Source organism: Acinetobacter dispersus (assembly GCF_009884975.1).
Taxonomy (GTDB): Bacteria; Pseudomonadota; Gammaproteobacteria; order Pseudomonadales; family Moraxellaceae; genus Acinetobacter; species Acinetobacter dispersus.
In genome coordinates this window covers 122,077-146,741 of sequence record NZ_CP041970.1, presented here as the reverse complement: position 1 = coordinate 146,741, position 24,665 = coordinate 122,077, and the positions used below count along the sequence as shown (strand labels likewise).

The following is a 24,665-nucleotide window of genomic DNA, read 5'->3' as shown; positions in this document are numbered from 1 at the left end:
TTAGAAGCTCTTATAAAAAACCAGTTCAATACGGGTATTGTTATAGTTTTCAGTTCCATCGGCTAAAGCATCTTTGAAATAATGCCCATATAAACGTTCAACACGTAATTTCACTGGAATATAGTTAAATGGTTGCCAAGCAACGCCAGCACCATATTCAAATAAATTATTGTAATTTTCGCCTTCCGAATCCGCTAAGGTATGTAGCTTGCCATAGGCTTGTACTGTTCCCGCTTCACCACGATAAACATTAAAACCTGAACGCAATCTCAAATCAGCAATCACATTATAATCTTCACGTGAATAGCTCGCGACATTGCCATACAAGTCAGTAAAATAATCATTCCATACCGTGCGTTGTTCTGCAGTAGGATTGGCATACCACTCTTGATAGCCTGTGACCCCACCAACAATACTTTCACGGAATTTGTCACGATTACGATCAATGAGATCATAACTGCCACCAACTTCTAAATAAGCACGGATAGGAATCGACTGCCATGGCTGATAGTTTGCGCCGATACCGACAGTCACTGCATTTTCATCAATGATTTCAGGACGGACCCCACCCTTAGATTTGGTGTCCCGGTTTAGATTTACAAAGCCATAGACCTGTGCCCGACCATTATCAAGATTCTTCCCATAACGCATTTTTAAAGGGAAAATGAAGTCGTCATAACGTGATTCATAAGACGGCGCAAAATAAATATCCTTAAAGGTCGAGGGTACAGTTGAGCCACTTAAGTTTTGCACCGCTTGTTGCGCTTTTTTAGCAATATCAGCATCTGAAGATGTCGATAATCCTTTAAAAAGTGCTAAGGCTTCTTTATTTCGTTTCTGCTGATTCAGTAAATAAGCTTCTTGTAATTTCAGTTGATCATCATGTGGTGCAAGCTGTTCAGCCTTACGCACACTTTGAATCGCATCATTTTGTTTATTTAAGCGAATCTGCAAATAAGTCAGACTTTTCCAAACCTTGATATCTTGTGGTGTGAGTTGACTTAACTCAATCAAAATTTTCTCAGCCTGTTCAGGCTGGCTTTGTTCAATTTTATAAAACTTGTCCCAACGGTCATAAATTAGGTAGCCTGGTTTATATGCCGCGTCCCCTTCTTTGACAAAATCAGAGTCAGCACTAAATGCATGTTGAACTGGTAAGATAAGACCTAAAATTAATAGTGTATGACTCAGCAGCTTATTTTTCGAATTGTTCATCGCAGATCTCAACTAAAAATATCAACAATATGGGCCATAAAAAGCCAATGTAACCCAAAGTTAAAGTGTTAAATTATTCACATATTATAACCAAATCATGGTTATGCTATCGTTAAAATAAGTTATTTTATAATAGATTAAGTTTATGAATCATCAATAAAATTTTACAAATAACCGATGATTCACTACGTTATAAATGATTGAGTTCAACCGATTTCAAAGAGCACATTATGTCCTACTCTCAACATGCTGAACCGCATGTGATACAACGTTCTGGCTGGCTACGCGCGGCTGTTTTGGGTGCCAATGATGGCATTATTTCCGTCACCAGTCTGATTATGGGAATGGCTGCAAGCGGCGCAAGTTCACATACTTTATTAATTACTTGTATCGCAGGACTTATTTCTGGTGCTACCTCAATGGCGGCAGGCGAATACATTTCGGTCAAATCTCAAGAAGACATTGAAAAATCTGATCTCCGATTTGAGGCTAGAGAACTAGAAAAAAATCCACATGCTGAACTCAAAGAATTGACTCAAATTTATATTTCACGAGGCCTAAATCCAGAACTTGCACATGAGGTTGCTAAACAACTGACTGAACATGATGCACTTGGTGCACATGCACGTGATGAGATCGGTATTCATGAAAATACCGCAGCCAATCCAGTCCAAGCCGCATTATCCTCAGCAGCATCGTTCTCTTGTGGCGCAGCTCTGCCGATGTTGGCAATTTTACTCAGTCCAAGTTCTTGGGTAGCACGTTCAGTACTCATTACTGGGGTAATTTCACTGGCCTTGCTGGGTGCATTATCTAGTTACTTTGCCCGTACCTCCATGCTCAAAGGGAGTTTACGTATTACTTTATGGGGCATGCTGGCTATGGCATTTTCTAGTTGGGTCGGCTCACTCTTTAATGTCACACCTATATAGAAAGCTGAATTTTTTTAATATAAAAATAACCTCTATATTCAATAAGTAAATAGCGATTATTATTTGCCAGCCTTTTTGTTTTTACGTTAAGGTGGTTAAAAATGGAATGAGTAAAGCATCATGTCAATTTTACAATTATTAGAAATAAAACATCCGATTTTACTTGCACCGATGGCAGGCGTTTCGACACCAGAACTTGCCGCAGAAGTCTCTAATCAAGGTGCATTAGGTTCCTTAGGTCTTGGTGCCAATACACCAGAAGCAGCCAAAGCTCAGATTTTAAAAACCCAAGAACTGACAGATCAGCCCTTTCAAGTGAATTTCTTTTGTCATCAATCAGAAGCATTGAATACTGAAACGGCACAACAATGGATTGATTATATTCGCCCTCAATTTGAGAAGTTTAATGCAGCTCCCCCAACACAACTGAATTGCATTTATCCTAGCTTTTTAGACAATGATGACTATCTGCATGTGGTACTTGAAACTCGTCCTAAAGCGGTGAGTTTTCATTTTGGAATTCCACATCCCCATCAAATTCAAGCACTAAAAGATGCGGGGATTATTACGATGGTCTCTGCGACCAATTTGCTTGAAGCCCAAGCCATTGAAGCCGCTGGCATTGATATCATTATTGCGCAAGGCATTGAGGCTGGTGGTCATCGTGGTATTTTCAATCAACATTTTGATGCTGCAATTAAAACCTATGATCTAGTACAACTTATCAATCAACATTGCACACTGCCCGTAATTGCAGCTGGTGGAATCATGAATGGTGATCAAGCGAAAACCGTACTTAAATTAGGAGCTGTCGCTGTGCAACTCGGTACCGCCTTCGTACAATGTAAAAGTTCAAGTGCAAATGCAGCCTACCGTAAAGCTCTATTTAGCCAAAACATTACTCAAATCAGTGCAAGCCTCTCTGGTCGACCAGCTCGTGGTTTACTGGGGACTTGGCATACACAGCTTGATTCGCCTAATCGCCCCAAAGTCCCTGCTTATCCATATACCTATGATTTAGCGAAACAACTCATGTCCGTCGCAAGCGCACAACATGATTTTAGTTATGGCGCATTTTGGGCAGGTAGCAATGTCGGACAAATCAGAGAACTGGAAGCAGCTGATCTGGTGAATCAATTGGTATTAGAAATCAAAACCAACTGAATGTTTTAAATAAAAAAACCGACCTATACAGGTCGGTTTTTTTATTGGGCTTATTTAATTGCATCAAGCAAAGTATGCTGTGCATTGTGTGGAGCCTCACCTTCTACAGGTCGTGCACGATCCCAAACACCATCACCCTGTAACAACCATGCTTGCTGATTATCTTTGAGATAATTCAATAAACCGAGTTGATAGATACGCTTCTTCAACGCAGGATCTTCAATCGGGAAACATGCTTCAACACGGTTGAACAAGTTACGATCCATCCAGTCCGCGCTCGAACCATAAATACGTGGATTACCATTATTACTGAAATAATAAACTCGCGTATGTTCCAAAAAGCGTCCAACAATCGAACGAACCCGAATGTTTTCCGACAGATTTGGCAAGCCCGGACGTAAACAACAAATAGAACGAATGATCAGATCAACCTGCACACCTGCCTGCGAAGCTTCATACAATTTATTGATCAATTGAACTTCGGTTAAGGCATTTACTTTAATAATAATTTGCGCTGGTTTGCCTTCTTTGGCATTGGCAATTTCATCATCAATATAATTAATGAGTTGTGCATGCAAAGTGAATGGTGCATGCAATAGCTTTTTCGGCTTTGCCATTTTGCCCATACCGGTTAATTCTTGGAAAATACGATGTACGTCTTCACACAAATCTTTGTCTGTGGTCATCAAACCGTAGTCTGTATAAATGCGGGCATTGGTTGCATGGTAGTTCCCAGTCCCCAAATGAACATAGCGCACCAGTTTATTATTTTCACGACGCACCACCAAAATCATTTTGGCATGGGTTTTATACCCCACGATGCCATACACCACCACTGCACCCGCTTCTTGCAGGACGTTGGCTACTTCGATATTAGACTCTTCATCAAAACGGGCACGCAGTTCGATCACTGCTGTAACTTCCTTCCCATTTCGTGCTGCTTCGGCAAGTACTTGCACGATTTCGGAATCGGCACCGCTACGGTAAAGGGTTTGCTTAATCGCCAGTACTTGAGGATCACGCGCAGCTTCACGCAACAGTTGAATCACGGGTGCAAATGATTCAAAGGGATGATGCAATAAAATGTCCTGCTTCTGCATTGCCGCAAAAATACTTTCAGACTTTTTAAATGCTTTTGGAATGACAGGGGTATGTGAGTCATAGCGTAAATGTGGACGTTTAAAGTTCGACAATAAACGCGCTAAGTTCACTGGTCCATCAACACGATAGAGCTGCTCTTCGTTTAGATCAAACTCATCCAGTAAGTATTCATAAATATGCTTTGGACAGTTATGTGTCACTTCAAGACGAACTGCACGACCAAAACGACGTGAACTTAACTCACCTTTGAGCGCTTTGGCTAAATCTTCTACATCTTCATTCAAGGCTAAATCGGCATTCCGCGTGACACGGAATTGATAACAACCCGTTGCCGTCATGCCAGGGAACAAATCCGAGACATGTTCATGAATGATTGCAGACAACATTACATGATGTTCTTTGCCATCGGTTAACTCATCAGGTAAACGTACCACACGCGGCAATGAGCGTGGTGCTGGTACAACCGCAAGATCAATCTGACGGCCAAACGCATCTTTCCCTTCCAAGGTCACAATGAAGTTTAAGCTTTTGTTGACTAAGCGTGGGAATGGGTGTGCTGGATCAAGACTAATTGGAGTCAGTACAGGGGCAACTTGCTCTTGGAAATACTTTTTAATCCAGGCCGATTGTGCTGGCGTTAATTCCCCACGACGCAAGAAGCAGATATCTTCTTCACGCAGTTTTGGCAAGATTTGTTCATTGAGAATACGGTATTGACGTTCAATCGCAGCATGCGTGGTTTTTGAAATTTGATCAAGAACTTGTTTAGGGGTTAAACCATCTGGCGTGCGGCTTTCATTACCTAAAGTCAGTTGCTCCATCACTCCCGCAACGCGAATTTCAAAAAATTCGTCTAAATTGCGTGAAAAAATCAGCAGGAAGTTCATCCGTTCTAAAAGGGGGTGAAGTGGGTCGACGGCCTGCTCAAGTACACGAAGGTGGAAATCGAGAATTGAAATTTCACGATTAATATAACGATCGTTGTAACTGTATTCTATGGGCGCTGTTGTCGTCACTGCAGTATTCATACCGAACCTTGTCGCTTTATCATTCATCAAGTGATGATTTAAGTATGCTGCAAAATTATGTCAATTTGGTAAAAAAGCCCAATAATTTTGGGCTTTTTTTAAAATTCATCGAATTATTGCGGAAGTTGTATACCATTCATATATTTCAAGATGACGCGTTTGCGATATTGCAGCTTACGATCATTGCGATTGTCTTGGTAATATTTAGGATTTGGTAATAATGCAGCCAAAAATGCAGCCTGCTCCCGAGTCAAACTTTTCGAACTTTTGCCATAATAAAATTGAGCTGCCGCTTCAACACCATAGATGTTCTGACCAAACTCAACCGAGTTCATATACACTTCTAAAATGCGGCGTTTTGACCACATTCGCTCCATCATCCAAGTTGCAACTGCCTCTTGGCCCTTACGAATGAATGAGCGTTTGTTATATAAGAATAGGTTTTTTGCCAGTTGTTGCGAAACGGTTGAACCACCTGCAACCAGCTCGCCTTTTTCACTATTCCGTTCCAATGCAAATTGAATTCCAGCCCAATCAAAACCATGGTGATGAATAAATTTGGCATCCTCACCCGCTAAAATAGCGCGTTTGAAATTATCACTAATATTATCGTAGTCACGCCATTCCTGTTTAATCGGCTTAAAGTCGGTTAAATAATCCCAACGCATAAACATCGTGGTTTCAACAGGGTGTGTCCGCCACCAGACCAAACTACTAAAGATCCAAAGTTGGATCAGTAGAATGACGCCGATAATCAACATTACTGCGCGTGCTAAAAAGGCTTTCATTAAAGTGCATCACTCCATCGTGCAACAAATTCATGCTAAGCTATTTTTTATATCAATAACTAGCGTAAACACATGACTGAAACGACTCCACCACAAATCAATCAAAAATTGCAAATACAAACATGGTGGTTTACTGCGCTACTGATTGCAGTCAATGTCGGATTATTTGGCTGGCAAATTCTTTCAGGTGTGAATATTACCGACCCTGCCCCAGTAGATGCAATTGCTTGGGGTGCAGATTTTACTCCACTCACCTTTACAGGTGAACCTGAACGTTTATTCAGCAGCATGTTTTTCCACTTTGGCATGATCCATTTAATGCTAAATATGTGGGCACTGTATATCTTTGGCAGTGTTGCCGAACAACTCTTTGGACGAAGCTATTATATTGGTCTGTATTTTCTTGCAGGCCTCATGGGAAGTGAACTTTCAAGTTATTTAAGCATTCGTGATGGTTATGAACTGTTGCAACAGTTTGATCCTAAACTGCTTCCACATATCAGTGCTGGGGCCTCAGGCGCAGTGATGGGCATTGGTGCCGCGTTGACTGTGGTCTCATTATTTCCGCCTTTGCCACAACAGCGTTTCTGGCTCGATAAAAAGTCATTACTGATGATTATGGGAATTAACCTTGTCTTTGGTTTTACCGTTTCAGGCATTAATAATGCCGCACATATCGGCGGTATGATCATGGGAGCTTTATTAGCTGCAACATGGTATTTCAGTCAAAAAACTCAAAACAAAGGTTTATTCCAGATCATCGCTTTAAGTGTCGGATTGCTGTTACTTGCTGCATTTTATTGGTATTGCACGGCCTTAAGCACAGGACTCAATCCATTATGGCATGAAATCCTGCGCCAGAATCAGTCAACATTTTAAGACTGATTCATTTCTCTTAAGCTTTGTAATGGCGGAATATCGCATAAATAGCTCAGGCGATAACGACCGATTAAAGTACAAATAATCATCATGCTCAGCGGTAAGATCAACCAAATTTCAGGATGCCATTGCACTGTCATTTGCATCCTGTGACTTGCGATTGCACTAATCACCTCTGCAAACAAACATGCCACCACACCTGACAACAATCCAATAAAACCAATCTCAAGACTGAGCATACGTTTGAGCTTATTCTTGGCAACACCAAATGAACGTAATAAAGCGACTTCTTTACGACGCTCATCCATCAGCACATTCAAACAGGCAATCAATACCAATACACCAGAGAAGCCAACCAATGCGGCGAGTACCGTGATAATCTGTACGAGCACATTCATCAAGCGCTTCACTTCCTCAAGAATACGTCCAACATCAATAAAGACTGTATTGGAGAATTGCTGAATCAATTGCACCATTTTCGGCTGATCGGCAGGTGGTAAATAGAAGCTGCCTAAATAACTGCCAGCATTTTCATCCATCGTTTCGGGTGAGAAGATGAAGAAAAAATTCGGACTAAAACTTTCCCATTCGACCGTCCGTAAATTCACCACCGTTGCTTCTAAGGTCCCTTCAGGCAAACTAAAACTGAGCTGATCACCAATTTGAATGCCAAGCTCATGCGCTGTTTTTTCCTCTACAGATACTTGTCCTGCTTTACTAAAGTTTGCAACCCCTTTGGTAATCACATTGTCTTTAGGATAAAGACTGGCTTGAGTCAGATTGAGCTCACGACGTAATGAGTTGTTTTGTTTGACCAACTCAGGCGAAAAGGCATGTCCATTTTTACTCAGTAAACGTCCACGAATATTTGGATACAGTGGCGTTGATTGCCAACCATTTTGTTCAATCTGTTGCTTAAACTGAGGCATATCAAACGGTGGTAAACCATAAACAAATTGGTTCGGCGTACCCACAGGCAATTGCTGTTGCCAACGTTGCAGTAAATCGGTTCTTAATACACTCAATACCGTAATCAAGCTTAAGCCTAAAGCCAGTGCGGTGATCTGCAAAGCAGTTTGGTGTGGAATCCGTACATAAGCCGCTAAAGGATGCTTCAGTTGTTTAATCGCTTTGAGTAGCAACCAAATCACCGCATACAAAATCACACAGAGCAACAAGATTGCTGTGAGCACCAACAGGCTTAATTGTAAGTTATCGCTGAGCACCAAACTAAAGATGATTAAACTGACAATACCAATCGCAAACATTGCCACATAAGACTTACGTGAACGCTCTTGCTGGCGAATCACTCGAATCGGTGGTGTGTTTAATAATTCCCAAATACTTGGCAAAATAAAGCCAATCAACACCATTACACTGGTAAAAATCGCAATCGGTAAGGCGTAAAGTAGATCGACGACTGCGAAGCTTAATTGCAGTTGTGGAATCAGTTGCAACATCAATTGCAGTAAACCATAGCCCAAAGCAATCCCAATCAAACTACCTAACACAATCGACAAGGCACTTACAATTCCAAGCAAAGCAATATAGGCCAATAAAATTTGTCGTTTACTCGCTCCCAAACAACGCATCAATGCAATATGATCTTGATTCTGCTGTACATAACGCTGACTGGTCAAAGCAATCGCGATACCACAAAGTAAAATGGTCAATAGATTGGCCAGCTGCAAGAAAGTGTCCATATTTTCAATCGGCTTCATTAAACGAGTATTGGATTGACTGGCATCTCTGAGTTTTAGTGAATTTTGCTCACCTTCAAGCTGTTGATCTGCGGCCTGATCCGTACCTTGTTCATCTTTCTGAGATTGCTTAAATATGTTTTTATAGGCCTTGATTGGCTCAGGCTCACCCGCAAGTAGCAGTCGATATTCAATTCGGCTTCCGACCTGAACTGCATTGGTTTTAGCAATATCAGCTTGGTGAATAATCACCGTTGGAGAGAAACCTGAAAATCCAGTCTCTTGGTTAGAATCACGTTCAATAATGCCCGTGATCTTAAACTGACCATCGGCAATTGCCAGTGGCTCCCCCATTTTTGCATGCAATAAATCCATCGCCCGCTGACTTAACCAGACTTCTCCTGGTTGTATCGCCTGTGCTTTGGGTTGAATCACCAACTGACCACGCAAGGGAAAATTTGCATCTACCGCTTTGACATTCACCATCACAAATTGATCTTGGGTATGTGCCATTGAGCTAAATATGGTCACAGGAGCATGCTTTAACTTCAGTTCATCTGCCTGTTGCAGCCAATTCGGCTGAATAGGGTCCTTGTCTGATAGGACTAAATCACCACCCAGCATTTCGGCAGCTTGTAATGCCACTGCATTTTGAACTTGGGTATTACTAAACTTGAGCGCCGTGGTTGCACTGATTGCCAAAGACAAGGCAATAATCAGCAGATATAAGCCCCCTGTACGAAAACTTTGTAACAGTAAGGGCTTCAGGACTGAACTCATACCCCCTCCTGCAACTTGACGATTTCCTGAATTTGACCATCGGCGAGTTTGACATGGCGTTGGCAAAGTGCAGCCAAGTTTTGATCATGAGTGACCAACACTAATGTTGTACCGAGTTCTTTATTTAAATCAAATAACAGTTGTTCAACCTCTTCCGCAGTTTGCCCATCCAGATTCCCTGTGGGTTCATCTGCAAAAATGATTTTCGGCTCGGCAATCAAAGCGCGTGCAATCGCAACACGTTGTTGCTCTCCCCCTGAAAGCACTTTCGGCGTTTGCTGCGCTTGTCGAATCAGTCCGACCCGTTCCAACCATGCCAAGGCTTTTTGTTCTGCCTGTTTGAAATTAAAATCGGGTTGTAACCGTAACGGCAGCATCACATTTTCCAAAGCGCTTAACTGCGGTAACAACTGAAAAGATTGAAATACAAAACCAATATTCTCTAAACGGACACGGGCACGTTGTTCTTCAGTAAGCGTATGAACAGCTTCTCCACAAACCCATAACTCGCCCAGACTCGGTCGATCCAATGTCGCGAGGATACCTAATAAAGTTGATTTTCCTGAACCTGAACGTCCTGTAATGGCAATTTGTTCACCTTGATAGATGTCTAAATTAATATCTTTTAAGATGCTGAGACTTTGCTGATTGATTTGAATATTTTGTGTAACTTTTTGGGCAGAGATAATCGGTTGTGGCATGATGTCACGTATCCTTTAGGACAAATTTGAAATACGATGCAAAAATCTAAAGTTATCTGGTCAGTTTCAAAAGCAGTTGGAATCATTGCCATTGCATTGCTTCCAACACTGGTTTCAGCGAAGACTATTTTAATTTTGGGTGATAGCCTGAGCGCAGGTTATGGCATCGATGTAAAGCAAGGCTGGGTTCAATTATTACAACAACGCCTAGACCAACAGTATCCGAAACAGCACAAAGTGGTCAATGCAAGTGTCAGTGGCGAAACCACTAGCGGTGCCTTAGCAAGACTTCCGAAGTTATTGCAAACCTATAAACCTGAAGTGGTAGTCATTGAACTTGGCGGTAATGATGGATTACGTGGTCAACCGCCACAAATGATTCAAAAGAATCTCGCTCAATTGGTACAGCTAAGCCAAAAACAGAAAGCCAATGTTTTACTGTTTGGTATGAAAATACCACCGAATTATGGGACAGCCTATAGCACGGCTTTTGAAAATAATTACAAAATTGTAAGCCAGCAATATAAAGTCAAACTGTTGCCGTTCTTCCTTGAAGGTGTGGCTGGGCAGAAACATTTAATCCAGAATGATCAAATCCACCCCAACGCCAAAGCACAACCGATTATGCTGAATGTGGCCTATCCCTATATTAAAGGCGCCTTATAAGTACCTGTATTACAAGCTAAAGCCGCTTAGCCGATATTTTTCTTAAAATACACCACACGTTCAGTTTCGTGAAAACCCAGTGCTCGATGCATTGCATGACTAATCGTATTGTCAATCGCTGCATCTGAAGCGAACTCAGTACATGCAAATTGTTTCGCCCACTCCTCTACGTACTGAACTAACTGGGTCGCGATACCTGAACGTCGATATTCAGGTAATACATAAATCCCTTCAAGAAAAGCAACGGGTGAGGTTTGCGTACCATTCACATATTCATGCCGAATCGATGCTTCTAACATTGCAATTGCTTGTTGGCTATCGGTATAAGCCAATAATTGTAAAGTATCTGTTTGTTTAAGTAGCTGATGCATTTCCAATAAATGCGCATCGTCATGATCAGGCCAGAGTAAGCTTCTTAATGCTAGCCAATCTGATAATTGTGATTCAGATATCGGCATAATATTCATAGTAAAGCTGCTCTTTGATTGAAACATCCACATTTTATCAACGATGGATATAAAGCATGAATGATAAAATAATGACGAGTTTCTCAACTCGCCATCAGCTTTAAAAATCAAAAAAAGTTACTTCACCCGTTTCAAGCGAATATTCTGCACCGACGACAATCATTTTACCTTTTTCAATCAGGCTTTCCAGCACGGCAGAACCATGACGAAGTTGATTCACTGAGGCAAATACATTTGAACGAACTGCATGTGCAGAAAGCTTTTTCAAATCATTTTTCAATTCAGTTTGCATCAAAATTTCAACCGAAGGGCGAACACGGTTCACGATCGACATTAGATTCGATGAAGGCGGATGATCAGGATGCATCAAGGTATCAATCGTGGCCTGAATGGCACCACAATGACTATGACCAAGTACCACCACAACTGCACAATCATAACGTTCTGCAGCGAACTCAACACTGCCAACCTGTGAAGGTGCAACAATATTTCCTGCAACACGAATCACGAACAAATCACCCAAACCTTGGTCAAACACCATTTCTGCGGGTACACGTGAATCAGAACAGCCTAAAACAATTGCAAAAGGATTTTGATCACTTGCCATCTCGGCACGTTCTTGGTGAGATAACAATTTTTGTTGAACTGCTTCTCCTTTTACAAAACGGGCATTACCAGCTTTTAAACGTTCTAATGCTTCTTGTGCGGTGAGCATGCGTGTATCCATTTGTGATTGAGCTAGGCAAACAGTTTAATGTGCACCTGTTTGAAAGTCACTGACAAAAACAGAATCTCTCAATCAAACTCGCACTCTTTTCATTGAGAAAATCGTAGAAAATTGATGATTTCATTGGCAAGAATTTCCATACATCTGTAAATTATGCAAATGACTCCTGTAGCGTCTTCCCTAATAATCATTGTGTTTAAAAATAAATCAAGGACAGAACAATGAACATGAGAAATCGATTTCCCTTCCCCTTTCGTAACACCTTAACCGCCGCTTTACTTGTATGTAGTTTCACAACAGTTGCGATGAGCACGACGCAAGCTGCGGAAATTGAGATGAGCTTTCAGAATGTTCTGCAACAAGAGCGTGCATGGGCTGGTCTGCAAACCAAGACTTTAAAAGTCGGTGATATCACATGGTCGTATAGTGAAGGTGGGCAAGCAGGAAAACCGATCGTCATTTTGATACATGGTTTAGCAGGGAGTCGCGACAACTGGAACCGTGTCGCACGTGCGCTCACAGCAAACTATCATGTGGTTATTCCAGATCTGCCAGCCAGCGGTGAAACACAAGTTCCGAAAGACTTTGATTATTCAGTTCCAAACGTGACAGAAAAATTGCGTCGTTTTGTCGAAGCGGCTAACCTCACAGGACCAGCGCATGTTGCAGGTCATTCATTGGGTGGCTCAATTGCAATGCTGTATGCAGGTCAATATCCATTTGAAACCAAAAGTTTGTTCTTGATTGATGCAGCTGGTGTTTATAAGTCTGCCACCACCCCTTACCTAAAAGATCCAAATCAGTTGAAAAATATGATTGTGAGTAAGAAAGGTGACTTTAATTTCTTAATGCAACAAGCCATGTATACACCACCTTTCATTCCTAAGGAAATTGCTCAAGCCCAAGAGAAAATGATGATTGGTCAGGTTGAGCAAACTCAAAAGATGGTTGATCAAATCATTGCCTTGAATAAGCTCTACACACCGGACTCATTTGCCTTATTGGCGCGATCAATTGATGCACCAACGCTCATTTTATGGGGCAAACAAGATAAAATTATCAATGTTGAAGTTGCACCTGAGTTAAAATCACTGATGAAAAATGCACAAGCACCTGTGATCTTGGATAATGTTGGACATATGCCAATCTTGGAAGCAGATCAATTGGTGGTTCAGCAATATTTACCATTTTTAAGCAAGATTCAGGCGCAAAAACCTGCAACTGCACCATCACCATAAATTTGATGAATAATTTGAGATTTTATGTCTAAACAACCGATGATAGAACAACTTATTGATGCTCAACTTGATTTTCTTGACGCTGAGTTTGCACAAGCAGAAACCATTCAACTTGAGTTTAAACAGTTCTATCATTGGTTGCGTTTACAACAGCTACAGCATATTTGGTCATTTGAACAAATCTTTGAGCTGATCGAAAAACAAATTTTAGCTACGCCTGCCAGTGCATTTTTGATTGAACAAATTGCGGAACACATTCGCTTTGCCTTGATTCACCCCATTAATGATCAAACCACCATTGAAGATGTTATCCCTGTACTGACCATCGACTCAATCGCCCAGTATGTAGCGAGTAAGAGTGGACATCGCCAACGCTTGATCAAAACAGTGGTGAATAACCCCGCCTTTTCGGCATTGATTACCCAACTGATTCAGCATTCTATTCAAGATTATTTAGATAATTCTATGATGTCTAAACGTGTTCCCGGTGTTGGACATTTTATGAAAATGGGGAAATCGGTTTTAGAATCAGTGACTGATTCCAATCTAAATGAAACAATTGGACATTACTTGCAAAAGAATATTTTAAAAATCAGTCAAATGAGTGAAAAAGTCTTAAATCAGCATTTTAATGACGATAAGCTCTACCATTTTCAAGCCAATCTCTGGCATAAAATTAAAGTCATGCCGTTATCAGTTTTGCGTAATTATGTCGAAGTACAAGATTTGCCTAAGACCGTGGGTATGGGACATGAAATTTGGGAACATATCCGTCAAACGCCTTACCTGAAACAGCAAGTGCATGATGGCGTCTATGCATGGTATGCACGTAATCAGGAACGAACTTTTGACCTGTTATTGCGTGATCTGAATATCGATGAAGCCTTGATTGAAAATGAACTGAGTCATCTACTTAGCCCTGTTTTACAGCAAGTGATTACAACTGGTTATTTGAGACAGCGTGCCCGCGTGTATTTAGAGAAGTTTTATTATTCTGAAACCGTAAATCAAGTCCTAAATAAACAAGGATAAGGCATTTGCTGCCCTATCCTTTCCTTATTACTATTATTTAGAAGCTATAGGTCACGCCAAGATTGTAACGGCGACCATCTAAGACATAATTATAGGTTGCTGTATCAATCTCTTTATCAAACAAGTTATAGATCCCCGCTGCAACCGCGATATTTTGTGTTGGCTTATAGTTTACGCCGACATCCACCATGGTATACGCAGGTTTGCCTTTTGACATCGTTGTACGGCCTAAATAATCTGAGGTTTTACTACGGTAGTTGACACGCCCCCAACTTGAGAACTGATCATTAATTTCCCAGTCTGCCGTAGTGTTAAACATATGCTTTGGCATTTCATTTAAAGGTTTGCCTTTATTCACGCCGCTCTTTTGCTCAGTATCAGTGAAGGTATAATTTGCACTTAAATTCACATTAGGGAGAACTTTCCAACCAAAGGTTGCTTCCGCACCACGCATATTGGCTTTATCAACATTTTCCTTCAAGCTCACAAAATCAAATTTTTCACCTAACCAATCACACCCAGCAGAACCTGCACCCTTGTCACAATCCCGTATCTCTGTGATTTTGTCTTTAAACTCGCTATTGAAAAGCGTCAAACTAGCATTGAGATTATCTAGATTATCCCAGTTGAAAGAAACTTCATAGTTAACACTTTTCTCTGGCTTTAGGTCTGGGTTCCCCACAATCACACCATTGCTTTGACTACCACCCGTTGCTTGCCCCCATGCTGCCACAGTTTCTCGCAGTGTCGGTGTTTTATAGCCCGTAGAAACACCACCTTTAATCACCCAATTATCATTGAGTCCCCAAACACCATAGACTTTCGGGCTCCAGTGATCACCAAAATTTTCATCTTTATCTAAACGTAGTGATGTGGTTAAGGTAAAATCGTCCACAATGTTCCAAGCATTTTCAGCAAATAATGCCCAGCTGTAACGCTCAAGATTCGAAATTGGTTTTGCTCCGCCCACACTTAATTGGTTGCCTTTGTCATCTAATTCTTCTTTTAGATATGACCCACCAAAACTAAGACTATTCCGATCAAAATTAATTTTGTTGATGGTATTAAAGGTGGTGTTGGTCGCTTCCATATTACGTGATGGATTTTCATTCTCTTCACGTTGAATATAAGAATGCGTTTCGACTGCACCAACCTGACCACGATGGGTTAAGCTATATTCAGTACGGTAGTAGTCAGTTAATGAGTTTGCTGGTGGATTTCGTCCAGTTTGTACTGGAGAAATGCTCTTTCCAACCGTCGCATCTCGATTTTGAATTGAACGTTGATACTCTAAATCAATGGTGTGATCATCGTTCGGTGTCAGGCTAAATGCTGCTCCACCCGCACGAATTTTTTGCTTCTTATATCCACCATAAATTTCATCTTCATCGCGCTGTGAATATAAGCCATTGGCTTTAAAAGACAAGAGATTGGCAATCAAAGGGCCTGCAATATACGCATTGGTTTGATATTGATTACCTGAGTCAGAATTTTCCTGTAATGTGGTATCAAGCTTGATTGATCCAGTCCATTCAGTAACGTTTTTCTTGGTAATAATATTAATCACACCGCCCATTGCGTCTGAGCCATATAAACCAGACATCGGTCCACGAATCACTTCAATTCGCTCAATGGAGCCAATATTTGGCAACCAACCCTGCTCAATCCCCGAATTATCACTATTTGGGCGTACCGAACGTGAGTTTACTTTTTTTCCATCAACCATAATCACGGTATAAGCACTGCCCATACCACGGATACTGATATCGCTTGAACTACCACCACCTGTGACTACGACCCCTGGCACGTCTTTAAGCGCATCCGTCACATCACGATACGCTTTTTTATTGATTTGTTCTTGTGTCAGTACCGAAATCGAGGCTGCCGCTTTTTTAATATCTTGTTCAAAGCCGCTTGCAGTCACAACAATCTTGTCTAATTGCACTGCATCTTTATTCGTTTGAGTTTCTGCTGCATGTGCAACGGTCATCATACCGCTCAACACAGAAATTGTGAGTAGTGATTGACGTACGATTGTATTAGACATATTCCCACCTGATTCAGAAAAAATCTTAAGATTTGCTTAAAAATTCATGAGAATTCTAACAAAAAACAAATAAAACTCAATAAAAATGATAATTATTATTATTTATAAATTCACTTTGTTTTGCATACATCTATTTATAGAATAAAGAAAAATCATCTCAGTTTTAACTAAACAATAAAAAAAGCCCTCGAAAGGGCTTTTAAAAAATACAGTAAATTTCCAGCAATTATTTAAAATAAGCGCCTTCTGCTTGTGTATGATCGGTTTGATCCACTACACGCTGTAATTCAGGCACATGCTGTCTTAAAGTGGTTTCTACCCCTTGCTTCAAGGTAACATCAATCGCAGAACAACCTTGGCAACCACCACCGAATTTCAATACAGCAGTTAAACCATGTTCTGGATCATTATTTACTTCAACCAAACTACAATTACCGCCATGTCCTTCTAGACCTGGATTAATTTCAGATTGCAGTACATAAGTAATACGCTCTTCAATTGAAGCATCTGGGCCGACACGCGGTACTTTCGAGTTTGGTGCACGGAATGTTAATTGACCACCAAAACGATCTTTGTTGTAGTCAATTACGGCGTCAACCAAATACGGAATTGATGGTGCATCAACATAAGCAGGAAAATTAGGATAATCCTGTTTATAGTCTGTCGGCACCACTTCTTCAGGTGCGCTATATGCCATACAACATTCAGCACGTGGAGTACCTGGATGCTCTACAAAAACACGAACGCCAATTCCTGGGGTATTTTGCTTTGCTAATAAATCACCTAAATACTCTTGTGCAGATGGAGTAATTAAAAGGTTTGGAATTTCTTCTGCGACAGCAGTGTTGGTGTTCTCAGTCGACATAACAATAATCCTCAAGCTGATGTCGTTATATTAACCGAAGATGGAGGGTAATAAAAAAAATCAACCATTTTTGTAGGAATTCTATGCAAGAACATTGTTTATTAAGTTTTTAATGGCATTATTGCTTAGACACTGATCAATTTAAAACCTATATGTTACATCTACCCTTTGGTCACACTGTGACTCTTATCATTATTACTGTTGCAATCTCCTTATTGGCCTTCTCCAATCAGGCGGTGATGAACCGTTTAATTTTCTGGCCTCCTGCAATGCAACGTGGACAATATGACCGTTTTATCACGCATGGTTTCATTCATGCCGATGGCACGCATCTATTGTTTAATATGATCACGCTGTTTTTCTTCGGCAATATTATCGAAAGCTTCTATCGTCAGTTTTTTTATGACATGGGCTTTGTTTTGTTCTATTTGGGCGGACTCATTGTTGCCATTTTACCAAGCTATCTGAAACATCGTCATGATGCACGATGGGCGAGCTTAGGTGCTTCTGGTGCAGTCTCGGCAGTGCTATTTGCCTATATCCTGTTCCAGCCTTGGAACTTGATTTTTGTGTTCTTCATTCCCGTTCCTGCGATTATTTTCGCCATTTTATATGTGGCTTATAGCATATGGTCAGGTAAACGCGGCAATAGCAATATCAATCACAGTGCGCATCTCTGGGGTGCTGCCTATGGCGTGGTGGTGACCATCATCTTGGAACCAAGGGTTGTTCCACATTTCTTGAATCAACTCACCAAAATCCCATTTTAAATCATCTTGGAAATAAGCCCCAGCATTGGGGCTTTTCTTTTTTTAAGATTAATAATCAAATTTTAATTATTTTTATCATAAAAATCATCTCTCTAAACTCGCCATAATTCTTCTATAAAATTAAGTCGATTCTAATGTCTCGTAATAGCCTTCTTAGCACACTCTCCATTGCACTTTTCAGCCTTTCAATTTCAGCTTGCAGCAATAGTGATTCTGATGATTCCAATACCGTGGTTGAAACCAAGAAACAACCCAACATTTTATTCATCATGGCAGATGATTTAGGCTATTCAGACTTAGGCGCTTTTGGTGGGGAAATTCATACCCCGAATATTGATGAACTGACCCGAGCAGGTCGCATTTTAACGGATTACCATACTGCCCCGACCTGCTCACCGACCCGCTCACAATTAATTTCGGGAACTGACCACCATTTAGCAGGTATTGGGGCAATGGCGGAACTTAATAAGCCTCACTTACAAAATGAACCGGGTTATGAGGGCTATTTAAATGAACGTTCGCTTTCGATTGCAGAAGTGCTGAAAGACAACGGCTATCGAACCTATATCAGTGGTAAATGGCACTTAGGCTTGACCGATGCAACCAACGCACATGCCAAAGGATTCGATCACTCATTTACGCTATTGCAAGGTTTAGACCTACATTTCAAACAAGCACCGAGCGCCTACAAGCGTAATGCCTCATATACAGAAGATGGTAAACCAGTTCCGATTTCATCCTTACCTGACGATTTCTTCTCCACCAACTATTTCACCGACAAACTGATCAGTTATCTAGAATCAGGTAAAAATTCAGGTAAACCGTTCTTTGCCTATGCCGCTTACACCGCACCGCATTGGCCTTTACAAGCACCTGCTGAATATCGTGATCGTTATCGTGGTGTTTACAATGTAGGCTATGATGTAATCCGCGATGCACGCATAGCCCGTCAAAAACAACTCGGATTAATTCCTGCAAACTTTAAAGCGGCTGAACCAATCGCCACGCAAAATGCACCACAAAAATATGGCAAATGGAATGAGCTTTCAACTGAGCAAAAAGCATTGGAAGCACGCAGAATGGAAATCTACGCAGGTATGGTGGAAAATCTGGATGCCAATATTGGTCGGGTGATTCAATATCTAAAACGTAATAACTTATATGACAACACTTTAATTTTCTTTGTTTCCGATAATGGTGCGGAAGGTTTTATTCGTGGCAATTACGGTGCCGAAGCAGGTTTTGATAACAGCGTTAATAACGTTGGGACTTCAAGCTCTTATCACTATGTTGGACCACGTTGGGCGGAAGTCAGTGCTGCGCCATTCCATCTCTGGAAAGATACTGCCGGTGAAGGTGCAACCACCGCACCTGCCATTGTAAAACTGCCATACCAAACCAAGGCTCAAGCCACGCATCATGGTTTTGCCTCAGTCTTGGATGTGTTCCCAACCGTGCTCGACTACGCAAATATTGCCGTTCCACAAGGTCAATACAAAGGCCGTCAAATCAATACGCCAAGCGGGTATTCTTGGAAACCCGTACTCGACAATAAAGCCCAAGCCATTCGCCCTGTCAATTTTAGCTTTGCCGATGAATTACATGGCAGTAAATATGCGCGTCAGGGGGACTGGAAAATTGCTTTACAAGGTACTCCTGAACTCGGTACAGGAACCTGGGAACTATACAACTTGAAAAATGATCGAGGTGAAACGCAAAACCTTGCTCAAGATAATCCTGCCAAGTTACAAGAGCTGGTGGATGTCTATAACAAATACACCCAACAAAATGGTGTTAAGGAATATTTCCTTAAATGAAGTGGATTATCTTTTTAGTTTCACTGAGCAGCCTGTCCCTTGTGACAGGCTGTAGCAAAGTTAAACCTACAACCACTCATCCACATACACAAAAAAGCACAGAGGCTCCATTGGGTTCATTGCAGCAATGCCAACAGTATTCTGGTTTACCTGAAGCATGGCAAAACAGTAAAACCGCTGGGATGGTATGGGTTCCTAAAGGTTCATTTCAATTGGGTTCAAACTTAGCCTACCCTGATGAGCTGAATTTTGGCAAACCACAACGTCAGGTGGCAGGTTTTTGGATCGATCAAACCGAAGTGACGGTTGCCCAGTTTTCCAGTTTTGTTAAAGCAACAGGCTATGTCACTGATGCGGAAAAACAGAAACAAGCTGCAGTATTTTCTCCTGATGTGAATAACCCAAATCAATGGTGGCAACTAAAAAAAGATTACACATGGAAAACACCGAATGGTATAGCAGGCCAAGCCCCTCTTCCCTCTGAACCAGTTCGCTATGTCACTCAAAATGATGCTGAACACTATGCCGTTTGGTTGGGACGGGATTTACCTACAGAGCAAGAATGGGAATACGCAGCCAAGGCTGGTTCGAAAACCGATACCCCTTTACACCAAGTACCACAGGATGCCCATCAACATCCACAAGCCAATTATTGGCAAGGTGAATTTCCTTTCAATAATACGGTTGAAGATCATTTTCAAAGTGTCGCACCCGTCGGCTGTTACCCTGCAAATGCTTTTAAGCTATTCGATATGATTGGCAATGTCTGGGAGTGGACCTCATCTGTTTATCACGGCGCACATGATCAGCACATGGGCAATTATGCAGAACTACGTCAACAAAACAGCACCGCAACGCAATATGTACTTAAAGGCGGTTCTTTTCTATGTGCTTCCAACTTTTGCGCCCGTTATCGAAATAGTAGTCGCTATCCGCAAGAATTTGATTTGGCGGCAACGCATGTCGGATTTAGAACGGTTTTACGTACAGCTGAATGATACAAATCTATGTTAAAAACCTGCATCCTTCTGCTAGCTGAAACCTACTGATCGATTTACAGTAGAAGGGAAAGCAATAACAATAGGATGCAAGGATGAAAATAATACTGCTCTGCTTCAGCACTTTACTTACATTCGGCTTATCAGCCTGTGCCGTACATACCCCACATGGCAGCGTAATTGTTGATCCAGACAACCATCATGATGGTCGTGGTGATTTCTGCCCTCCAGGACAAGCCAAAAAAGGACGCTGCTAAACCCCAATATGCCTAAACGTGCTATTGCGTTTAGGCATATTTCGTTCAAAGCTGATTTAACTTTAAATACTCATTTCATCTGATAATTGCATAAGAAGTCACATTTTTTTAATTTAATAATTTCATTTAGTTAAAATCCATATAAACTATATGGAATATATTCTATTTTTCGATGGGATTTTAGATGACTCTAAGCCAACACAGCCCAGTCGTGGATATCTTGAATAAAGTTCAGCATGCTGATGATTGGATGATTTTCTTAGAGCAACTGAATCACTATTTTGATGTGCAAGCTTCGCAACTGTTGGCTGTTGACCTTGAAGTACAAGCACTCTCCTTTAGCGTCCATCACGGCGTGAATTTTGACTCCAATCAACTTGAACAAGCCGCACTGACCCAAATCCGCTTGGCCATAGATGATGATCCGCGTTTAAAGAAAATGCTTTTGGGACCAATGAAGGGATGGATGCATTGCACTCAACATTTTCAAGAACATGAAATTATTCAAACCCAAGTATACCAACGGGTGCTACAGCCTCTGGATTTACGCTTCTGTTCAGCCATCCAAATCATTTATGATCATAAAGTCTGTGTATTACTTGCCTTTCTCACTAGCCCTGAGCGTGGTGCATTAAGCTGTACTGAACTTCAGCCGATATATGAAATTTTGCCGATCGTGCAACAAAAGATTCAGCAATATCGTCATCATTTTGAATATTCCACTATGACCCTGCTTGGGTCACAGTTAATTCAAAAAATGAACCAACCGATTGCAATTATTAACCTCAATGGCGATATTTTAGAGATCAATTCCGAAGCTCAGCAATTACTACAAGATCACCAACAGATTCAAATCAAACAGCGTCGTTTTGTGTTGAATGAACAACATCAGCAACAATTTGACCAGAATCTGATTGAACTAGAACGACATTATAAAAACAATCCAGAGCAGACGAATCATAAACGTTCAAAATTCATGCTGCTCGATCAACACCTATTCTTAACGCTCGATTTACTCAGCCCAGAAAAAAGCCATAAGATTTTTGGCCTTCGTCCAGTCTTACTTGCAACCTTCTCTGGATTAAAACAGAAGCCAAAATATCAAAAAGACATTTGTACCCAGCTGTTTATGTTTACACCTGTTGAACATAAAATATGTGAGCAACTTCTAGAAGGAAAAACCACCAAAGAAATTGCCCTTTCACATGAAATTCAAGCAGATACAGTGAAGAAACATCTGCAATCAATTTTCAAAAAAACCCGAACACATCGCCAAAGTGAGTTGATACAGCTATTAATGCAACTTTTATAAAAATTGAAAATAAAAGCCCTAGGCAATCTCTGCTGGGAATGCAATGACCTGATCAATTTTGACCTGATTCATGGCAACCATGAGTAAACGATCAATACCCAAAGCAATACCAGAACATTCAGGCATATGGGGTAAAGCTGCCAATAAATGCTGATCCGTTGGAATCACCGCCAACCCTTGCTTTGCACGTTCTGCATTATCTGCCTCAAAACGAGATGCTAGAATTTTAGCATCTAATAACTCATCGTAGGCATTGGCCAGCTCTAAACCTTCAATATACACCTCAAAACGAGCTGCAACGGATTCACCATCCTCATCCTGTTTTACTTTTGCCAGTGAAGCCATTTCAGGTGGAAAATCGGTCAAAAATACAGGTGCATCAAAGCCTAGACTAGGTTCGACAAAGTGCGAGAATAACAGGTCCATATAAGCTAGACGATCATCACCTAAATCAAGATTAAGCCCAACACGATTGGCTGTATCTTTGAGTTGTTTCAAGCTCGCTTGCAAAGGATTAATATCCAAACGATCCTGAAAAGCATGCTTATAACTGAGAACAACTGGACGAATATCGCCAAAACGATGTGCCAAACAGCTTTCTAACAGATCTGCAGTTTCATGCATCAAGCCCTTTAAATCTAATCCCGGTCGATACCATTCCAGCATGGTAAATTCACTATTGTGCTTACGCCCATGCTCATCATCACGGAACACTTTACAGATTTGATAGATTGCCCCACTGCCACTGGCCAATAAACGTTTCATTGGAAATTCAGGCGAGGTCTGTAAATACTGGGTATGTAATTTGCCGTGAATATGGCGCTGTACTTGAACAGAAGCCAAATGTACATCGGTCACACCTGCCTGAGACAGAACTGGTGTTTCTACTTCCAGCACTTGCCGATGTGCAAAGAATTGACGAATCTTGCTGTACATCTCAGCACGCGCTTTTAAGGCCTCAAGTGAACAGGTCGGTTGGTAGCTTTTCATATCTTGACTCATGCTTTTGGCCCACCGTGTGCAGCCCACTCACGGCGTAAAGGGTAATTTTTACGGAGTAAATCAAATGCTGTTTGCTCTACTTTACGATCTTGGATGCAGGCACGGAGTTGCTGATCATCGGCAGCAATATCATAAATTTGAGTCAGATGTTGTTTAAGCACAGCTTTTAAACCCTGCTGCACGAAATATTGTTCCACCGGAGGCAATTGACTCTCAAAACGCTTCGAGGCTTCGTAAGAAAATTTATCGCAAAAAGCCTGATAGATCATCTGTGTGCCTCTGGCCTTCCCTTCCAGACTATAGCCTGCAATATGTGGCGTTGCTAAGGCCAATAAATCCAACAGTTGCTCAGAAATTTCTGGTTCAAACTCAAATACATCGAGAACGACTTGACGCTGTGTGGTGATAATATCTGCCATTAATGCAGCTTGTTCAATTACAGGGCCACGCGCACTATTGATTAAAACAGCAGAGGGTTTCATTGCAGCCAAAGCAGCTGCATCAAATAAATGCTGCGTCGGGAAATCACCCGATAAGGTTAAAGGCACATGAATTGAAATTGCATCGGCACGTTTTAACAACTCAGTAAAAGAGACATTTTCAATACCATCTAATTGCACATAAGGATCATAGCCAATTACATTCCAACCCAGCAGTTGAACCATCACAGCAAGGCGGCTGCCGACATTCCCTAAACCAACAATGGCTAAAGTGAAGGCTTTATTTTGTTCTAATAAGCCGATATCTAAATGCAATAAAGCCGTAATTACATATTCAGCGACAGCTTGTGCATTACAACCTGCGGCATTACTCCACGCAATATGTTGTTGCTCTAAGGCAGAAATATCAAGATGATCCGTTCCAATGGTGGCACTGCCTATAAACTTAATTTTGCTCTGATCAATTAAATCATGGTTCACTTTGGTCACTGAGCGAACTAAAAGTGCATCGGCATCCTGTACATCCGCATGGGTCAGGGTACGTCCTGCTCGGTGCTGTATTTCTGCAAATTCCGCAAAGAAATAATCGGTAAATGCCAAATTTTCATCTGCGATAATTTTCATGCAGCGCTTTCCTTCAATAATTCTGTGCTTATTATCCTTAGCACAGCACAAATTGACAATTTATAAATGCAAGCTTTGTAGAGATTAATGGCAGAAAGCTGTGGCTCATGGTACA

The 24,665-nt window shown here is 41.2% G+C and carries 22 protein-coding genes; 11 read left to right on the top strand and 11 right to left on the bottom strand.

All coding sequences use genetic code 11. The features are described 5' to 3' along the window. Positions 1-1,215 carry a tetratricopeptide repeat protein gene (locus FPL17_RS00540; protein WP_159882484.1) on the bottom strand — a complete coding sequence of 405 codons (1,215 nt, stop codon included), beginning with the start codon at positions 1,213-1,215 and terminating at the stop codon, positions 1-3. A gap of 230 nt (positions 1,216-1,445) precedes the next feature. Here FPL17_RS00540 and FPL17_RS00535 point away from each other — a divergent pair, with 230 nt between their 5' ends. Together FPL17_RS00535 and FPL17_RS00530 are read left to right on the top strand one after the other, a co-directional pair. Next, on the top strand, positions 1,446-2,147 hold the full coding sequence (locus tag FPL17_RS00535; protein WP_005184177.1) for a VIT1/CCC1 transporter family protein: 702 nt from the start codon (positions 1,446-1,448) through the stop codon (positions 2,145-2,147). Between the two features lie 120 nt (positions 2,148-2,267). Further along, positions 2,268-3,311 (top strand): NAD(P)H-dependent flavin oxidoreductase, encoded by a 1,044-nt coding sequence (locus FPL17_RS00530; protein WP_159882482.1) that lies wholly within the window; start codon positions 2,268-2,270, stop codon positions 3,309-3,311. A 50-nt stretch (positions 3,312-3,361) separates the two neighbouring features. Here FPL17_RS00530 and ppk1 read toward each other — a convergent pair whose 3' ends face one another. Beyond that, positions 3,362-5,440 (bottom strand): polyphosphate kinase 1, encoded by a 2,079-nt coding sequence (ppk1, locus tag FPL17_RS00525; RefSeq protein WP_005184183.1) that lies wholly within the window; start codon positions 5,438-5,440, stop codon positions 3,362-3,364. Positions 5,441-5,553: 113 nt separating this feature from the next. Further along, positions 5,554-6,228: a monofunctional biosynthetic peptidoglycan transglycosylase gene (gene mtgA, locus FPL17_RS00520; RefSeq protein WP_005184188.1), complete on the bottom strand. Its 675-nt coding sequence runs from the start codon at positions 6,226-6,228 to the stop codon at positions 5,554-5,556. A 72-nt stretch (positions 6,229-6,300) separates the two neighbouring features. On the opposite strand from mtgA, the gene FPL17_RS00515 reads away from it, so the two are divergent. Beyond that, positions 6,301-7,107 (top strand): rhomboid family intramembrane serine protease, encoded by an 807-nt coding sequence (locus FPL17_RS00515; RefSeq protein WP_159882480.1) that lies wholly within the window; start codon positions 6,301-6,303, stop codon positions 7,105-7,107. On the opposite strand, the gene FPL17_RS00510 is transcribed toward FPL17_RS00515, so the two are convergent. Both FPL17_RS00510 and FPL17_RS00505 read right to left on the bottom strand, forming a co-directional pair. After that, positions 7,104-9,587 carry an ABC transporter permease gene (locus tag FPL17_RS00510; protein ID WP_159882478.1) on the bottom strand — a complete coding sequence of 828 codons (2,484 nt, stop codon included), beginning with the start codon at positions 9,585-9,587 and terminating at the stop codon, positions 7,104-7,106. The two genes, FPL17_RS00515 and FPL17_RS00510, sit on opposite strands and share 4 nt — an antisense overlap. Continuing rightward, positions 9,584-10,288, bottom strand: coding sequence for an ABC transporter ATP-binding protein (locus FPL17_RS00505; RefSeq protein ID WP_004801429.1), 705 nt, complete (start codon positions 10,286-10,288; stop codon positions 9,584-9,586). The genes FPL17_RS00510 and FPL17_RS00505 overlap by 4 nt, the downstream gene beginning before the upstream one ends. A gap of 36 nt (positions 10,289-10,324) precedes the next feature. Here FPL17_RS00505 and FPL17_RS00500 point away from each other — a divergent pair, with 36 nt between their 5' ends. Continuing rightward, complete coding sequence (locus tag FPL17_RS00500; protein ID WP_005184194.1) at positions 10,325-10,954, top strand: arylesterase; 630 nt, start codon at positions 10,325-10,327, stop codon at positions 10,952-10,954. 26 nt (positions 10,955-10,980) lie between these two features. On the opposite strand, the gene aac(6')-I is transcribed toward FPL17_RS00500, so the two are convergent. Together aac(6')-I and FPL17_RS00490 are read right to left on the bottom strand one after the other, a co-directional pair. Then, positions 10,981-11,421 (bottom strand): AAC(6')-Ighjkrstuvwx family aminoglycoside N-acetyltransferase, encoded by a 441-nt coding sequence (aac(6')-I, locus tag FPL17_RS00495; protein ID WP_005184197.1) that lies wholly within the window; start codon positions 11,419-11,421, stop codon positions 10,981-10,983. Positions 11,422-11,521: 100 nt separating this feature from the next. Beyond that, positions 11,522-12,136: a carbonic anhydrase gene (locus FPL17_RS00490; protein ID WP_005145019.1), complete on the bottom strand. Its 615-nt coding sequence runs from the start codon at positions 12,134-12,136 to the stop codon at positions 11,522-11,524. A gap of 233 nt (positions 12,137-12,369) precedes the next feature. On the opposite strand from FPL17_RS00490, the gene FPL17_RS00485 reads away from it, so the two are divergent. Further along, entirely contained in the window at positions 12,370-13,386 is a 1,017-nt protein-coding gene (locus tag FPL17_RS00485; RefSeq protein ID WP_159882476.1) for an alpha/beta fold hydrolase, read from the top strand. Positions 13,387-13,410: 24 nt separating this feature from the next. Continuing rightward, positions 13,411-14,418, top strand: a complete 1,008-nt coding sequence (locus tag FPL17_RS00480) for a hypothetical protein (protein WP_159882474.1) — start codon at positions 13,411-13,413, stop codon at positions 14,416-14,418. 37 nt (positions 14,419-14,455) lie between these two features. Here FPL17_RS00480 and FPL17_RS00475 read toward each other — a convergent pair whose 3' ends face one another. Both FPL17_RS00475 and nfuA read right to left on the bottom strand, forming a co-directional pair. After that, positions 14,456-16,465: a ligand-gated channel protein gene (locus FPL17_RS00475; RefSeq protein ID WP_159882472.1), complete on the bottom strand. Its 2,010-nt coding sequence runs from the start codon at positions 16,463-16,465 to the stop codon at positions 14,456-14,458. Positions 16,466-16,691: 226 nt separating this feature from the next. Next, positions 16,692-17,330, bottom strand: a complete 639-nt coding sequence (gene nfuA, locus FPL17_RS00470) for a Fe-S biogenesis protein NfuA (protein ID WP_004652044.1) — start codon at positions 17,328-17,330, stop codon at positions 16,692-16,694. 152 nt (positions 17,331-17,482) lie between these two features. On the opposite strand from nfuA, the gene FPL17_RS00465 reads away from it, so the two are divergent. The 5 genes from FPL17_RS00465 to FPL17_RS00450 all read left to right on the top strand — a co-directional run bounded on the left by FPL17_RS00465 (position 17,483) and on the right by FPL17_RS00450 (position 22,484). Further along, complete coding sequence (locus tag FPL17_RS00465) at positions 17,483-18,100, top strand: rhomboid family intramembrane serine protease (RefSeq protein ID WP_005145015.1); 618 nt, start codon at positions 17,483-17,485, stop codon at positions 18,098-18,100. Between the two features lie 134 nt (positions 18,101-18,234). After that, entirely contained in the window at positions 18,235-19,917 is a 1,683-nt protein-coding gene (locus tag FPL17_RS00460) for an arylsulfatase (RefSeq protein ID WP_159882470.1), read from the top strand. After that, positions 19,914-20,915 (top strand): SUMF1/EgtB/PvdO family nonheme iron enzyme, encoded by a 1,002-nt coding sequence (locus FPL17_RS00455; RefSeq protein ID WP_159882468.1) that lies wholly within the window; start codon positions 19,914-19,916, stop codon positions 20,913-20,915. Before FPL17_RS00460 ends, FPL17_RS00455 begins: the two co-directional genes overlap by 4 nt. Before the next feature lie 95 nt (positions 20,916-21,010). After that, on the top strand, positions 21,011-21,172 hold the full coding sequence (locus tag FPL17_RS18700) for a hypothetical protein (protein WP_005184220.1): 162 nt from the start codon (positions 21,011-21,013) through the stop codon (positions 21,170-21,172). A gap of 184 nt (positions 21,173-21,356) precedes the next feature. Beyond that, positions 21,357-22,484 carry a helix-turn-helix transcriptional regulator gene (locus tag FPL17_RS00450; RefSeq protein ID WP_159882459.1) on the top strand — a complete coding sequence of 376 codons (1,128 nt, stop codon included), beginning with the start codon at positions 21,357-21,359 and terminating at the stop codon, positions 22,482-22,484. Between the two features lie 18 nt (positions 22,485-22,502). Here the strand turns inward: FPL17_RS00450 and epmA are convergent, their stop codons facing one another. Next, entirely contained in the window at positions 22,503-23,486 is a 984-nt protein-coding gene (gene epmA, locus FPL17_RS00445; RefSeq protein WP_159882457.1) for an EF-P lysine aminoacylase EpmA, read from the bottom strand. Further along, the gene (locus FPL17_RS00440; protein WP_159882455.1) at positions 23,483-24,550 is read right to left on the bottom strand and encodes a 4-phosphoerythronate dehydrogenase; all 1,068 of its coding nucleotides are present in this window, start codon (positions 24,548-24,550) and stop codon (positions 23,483-23,485) included. Before FPL17_RS00440 ends, epmA begins: the two co-directional genes overlap by 4 nt. Positions 24,551-24,665: the final 115 nt, after the last annotated feature.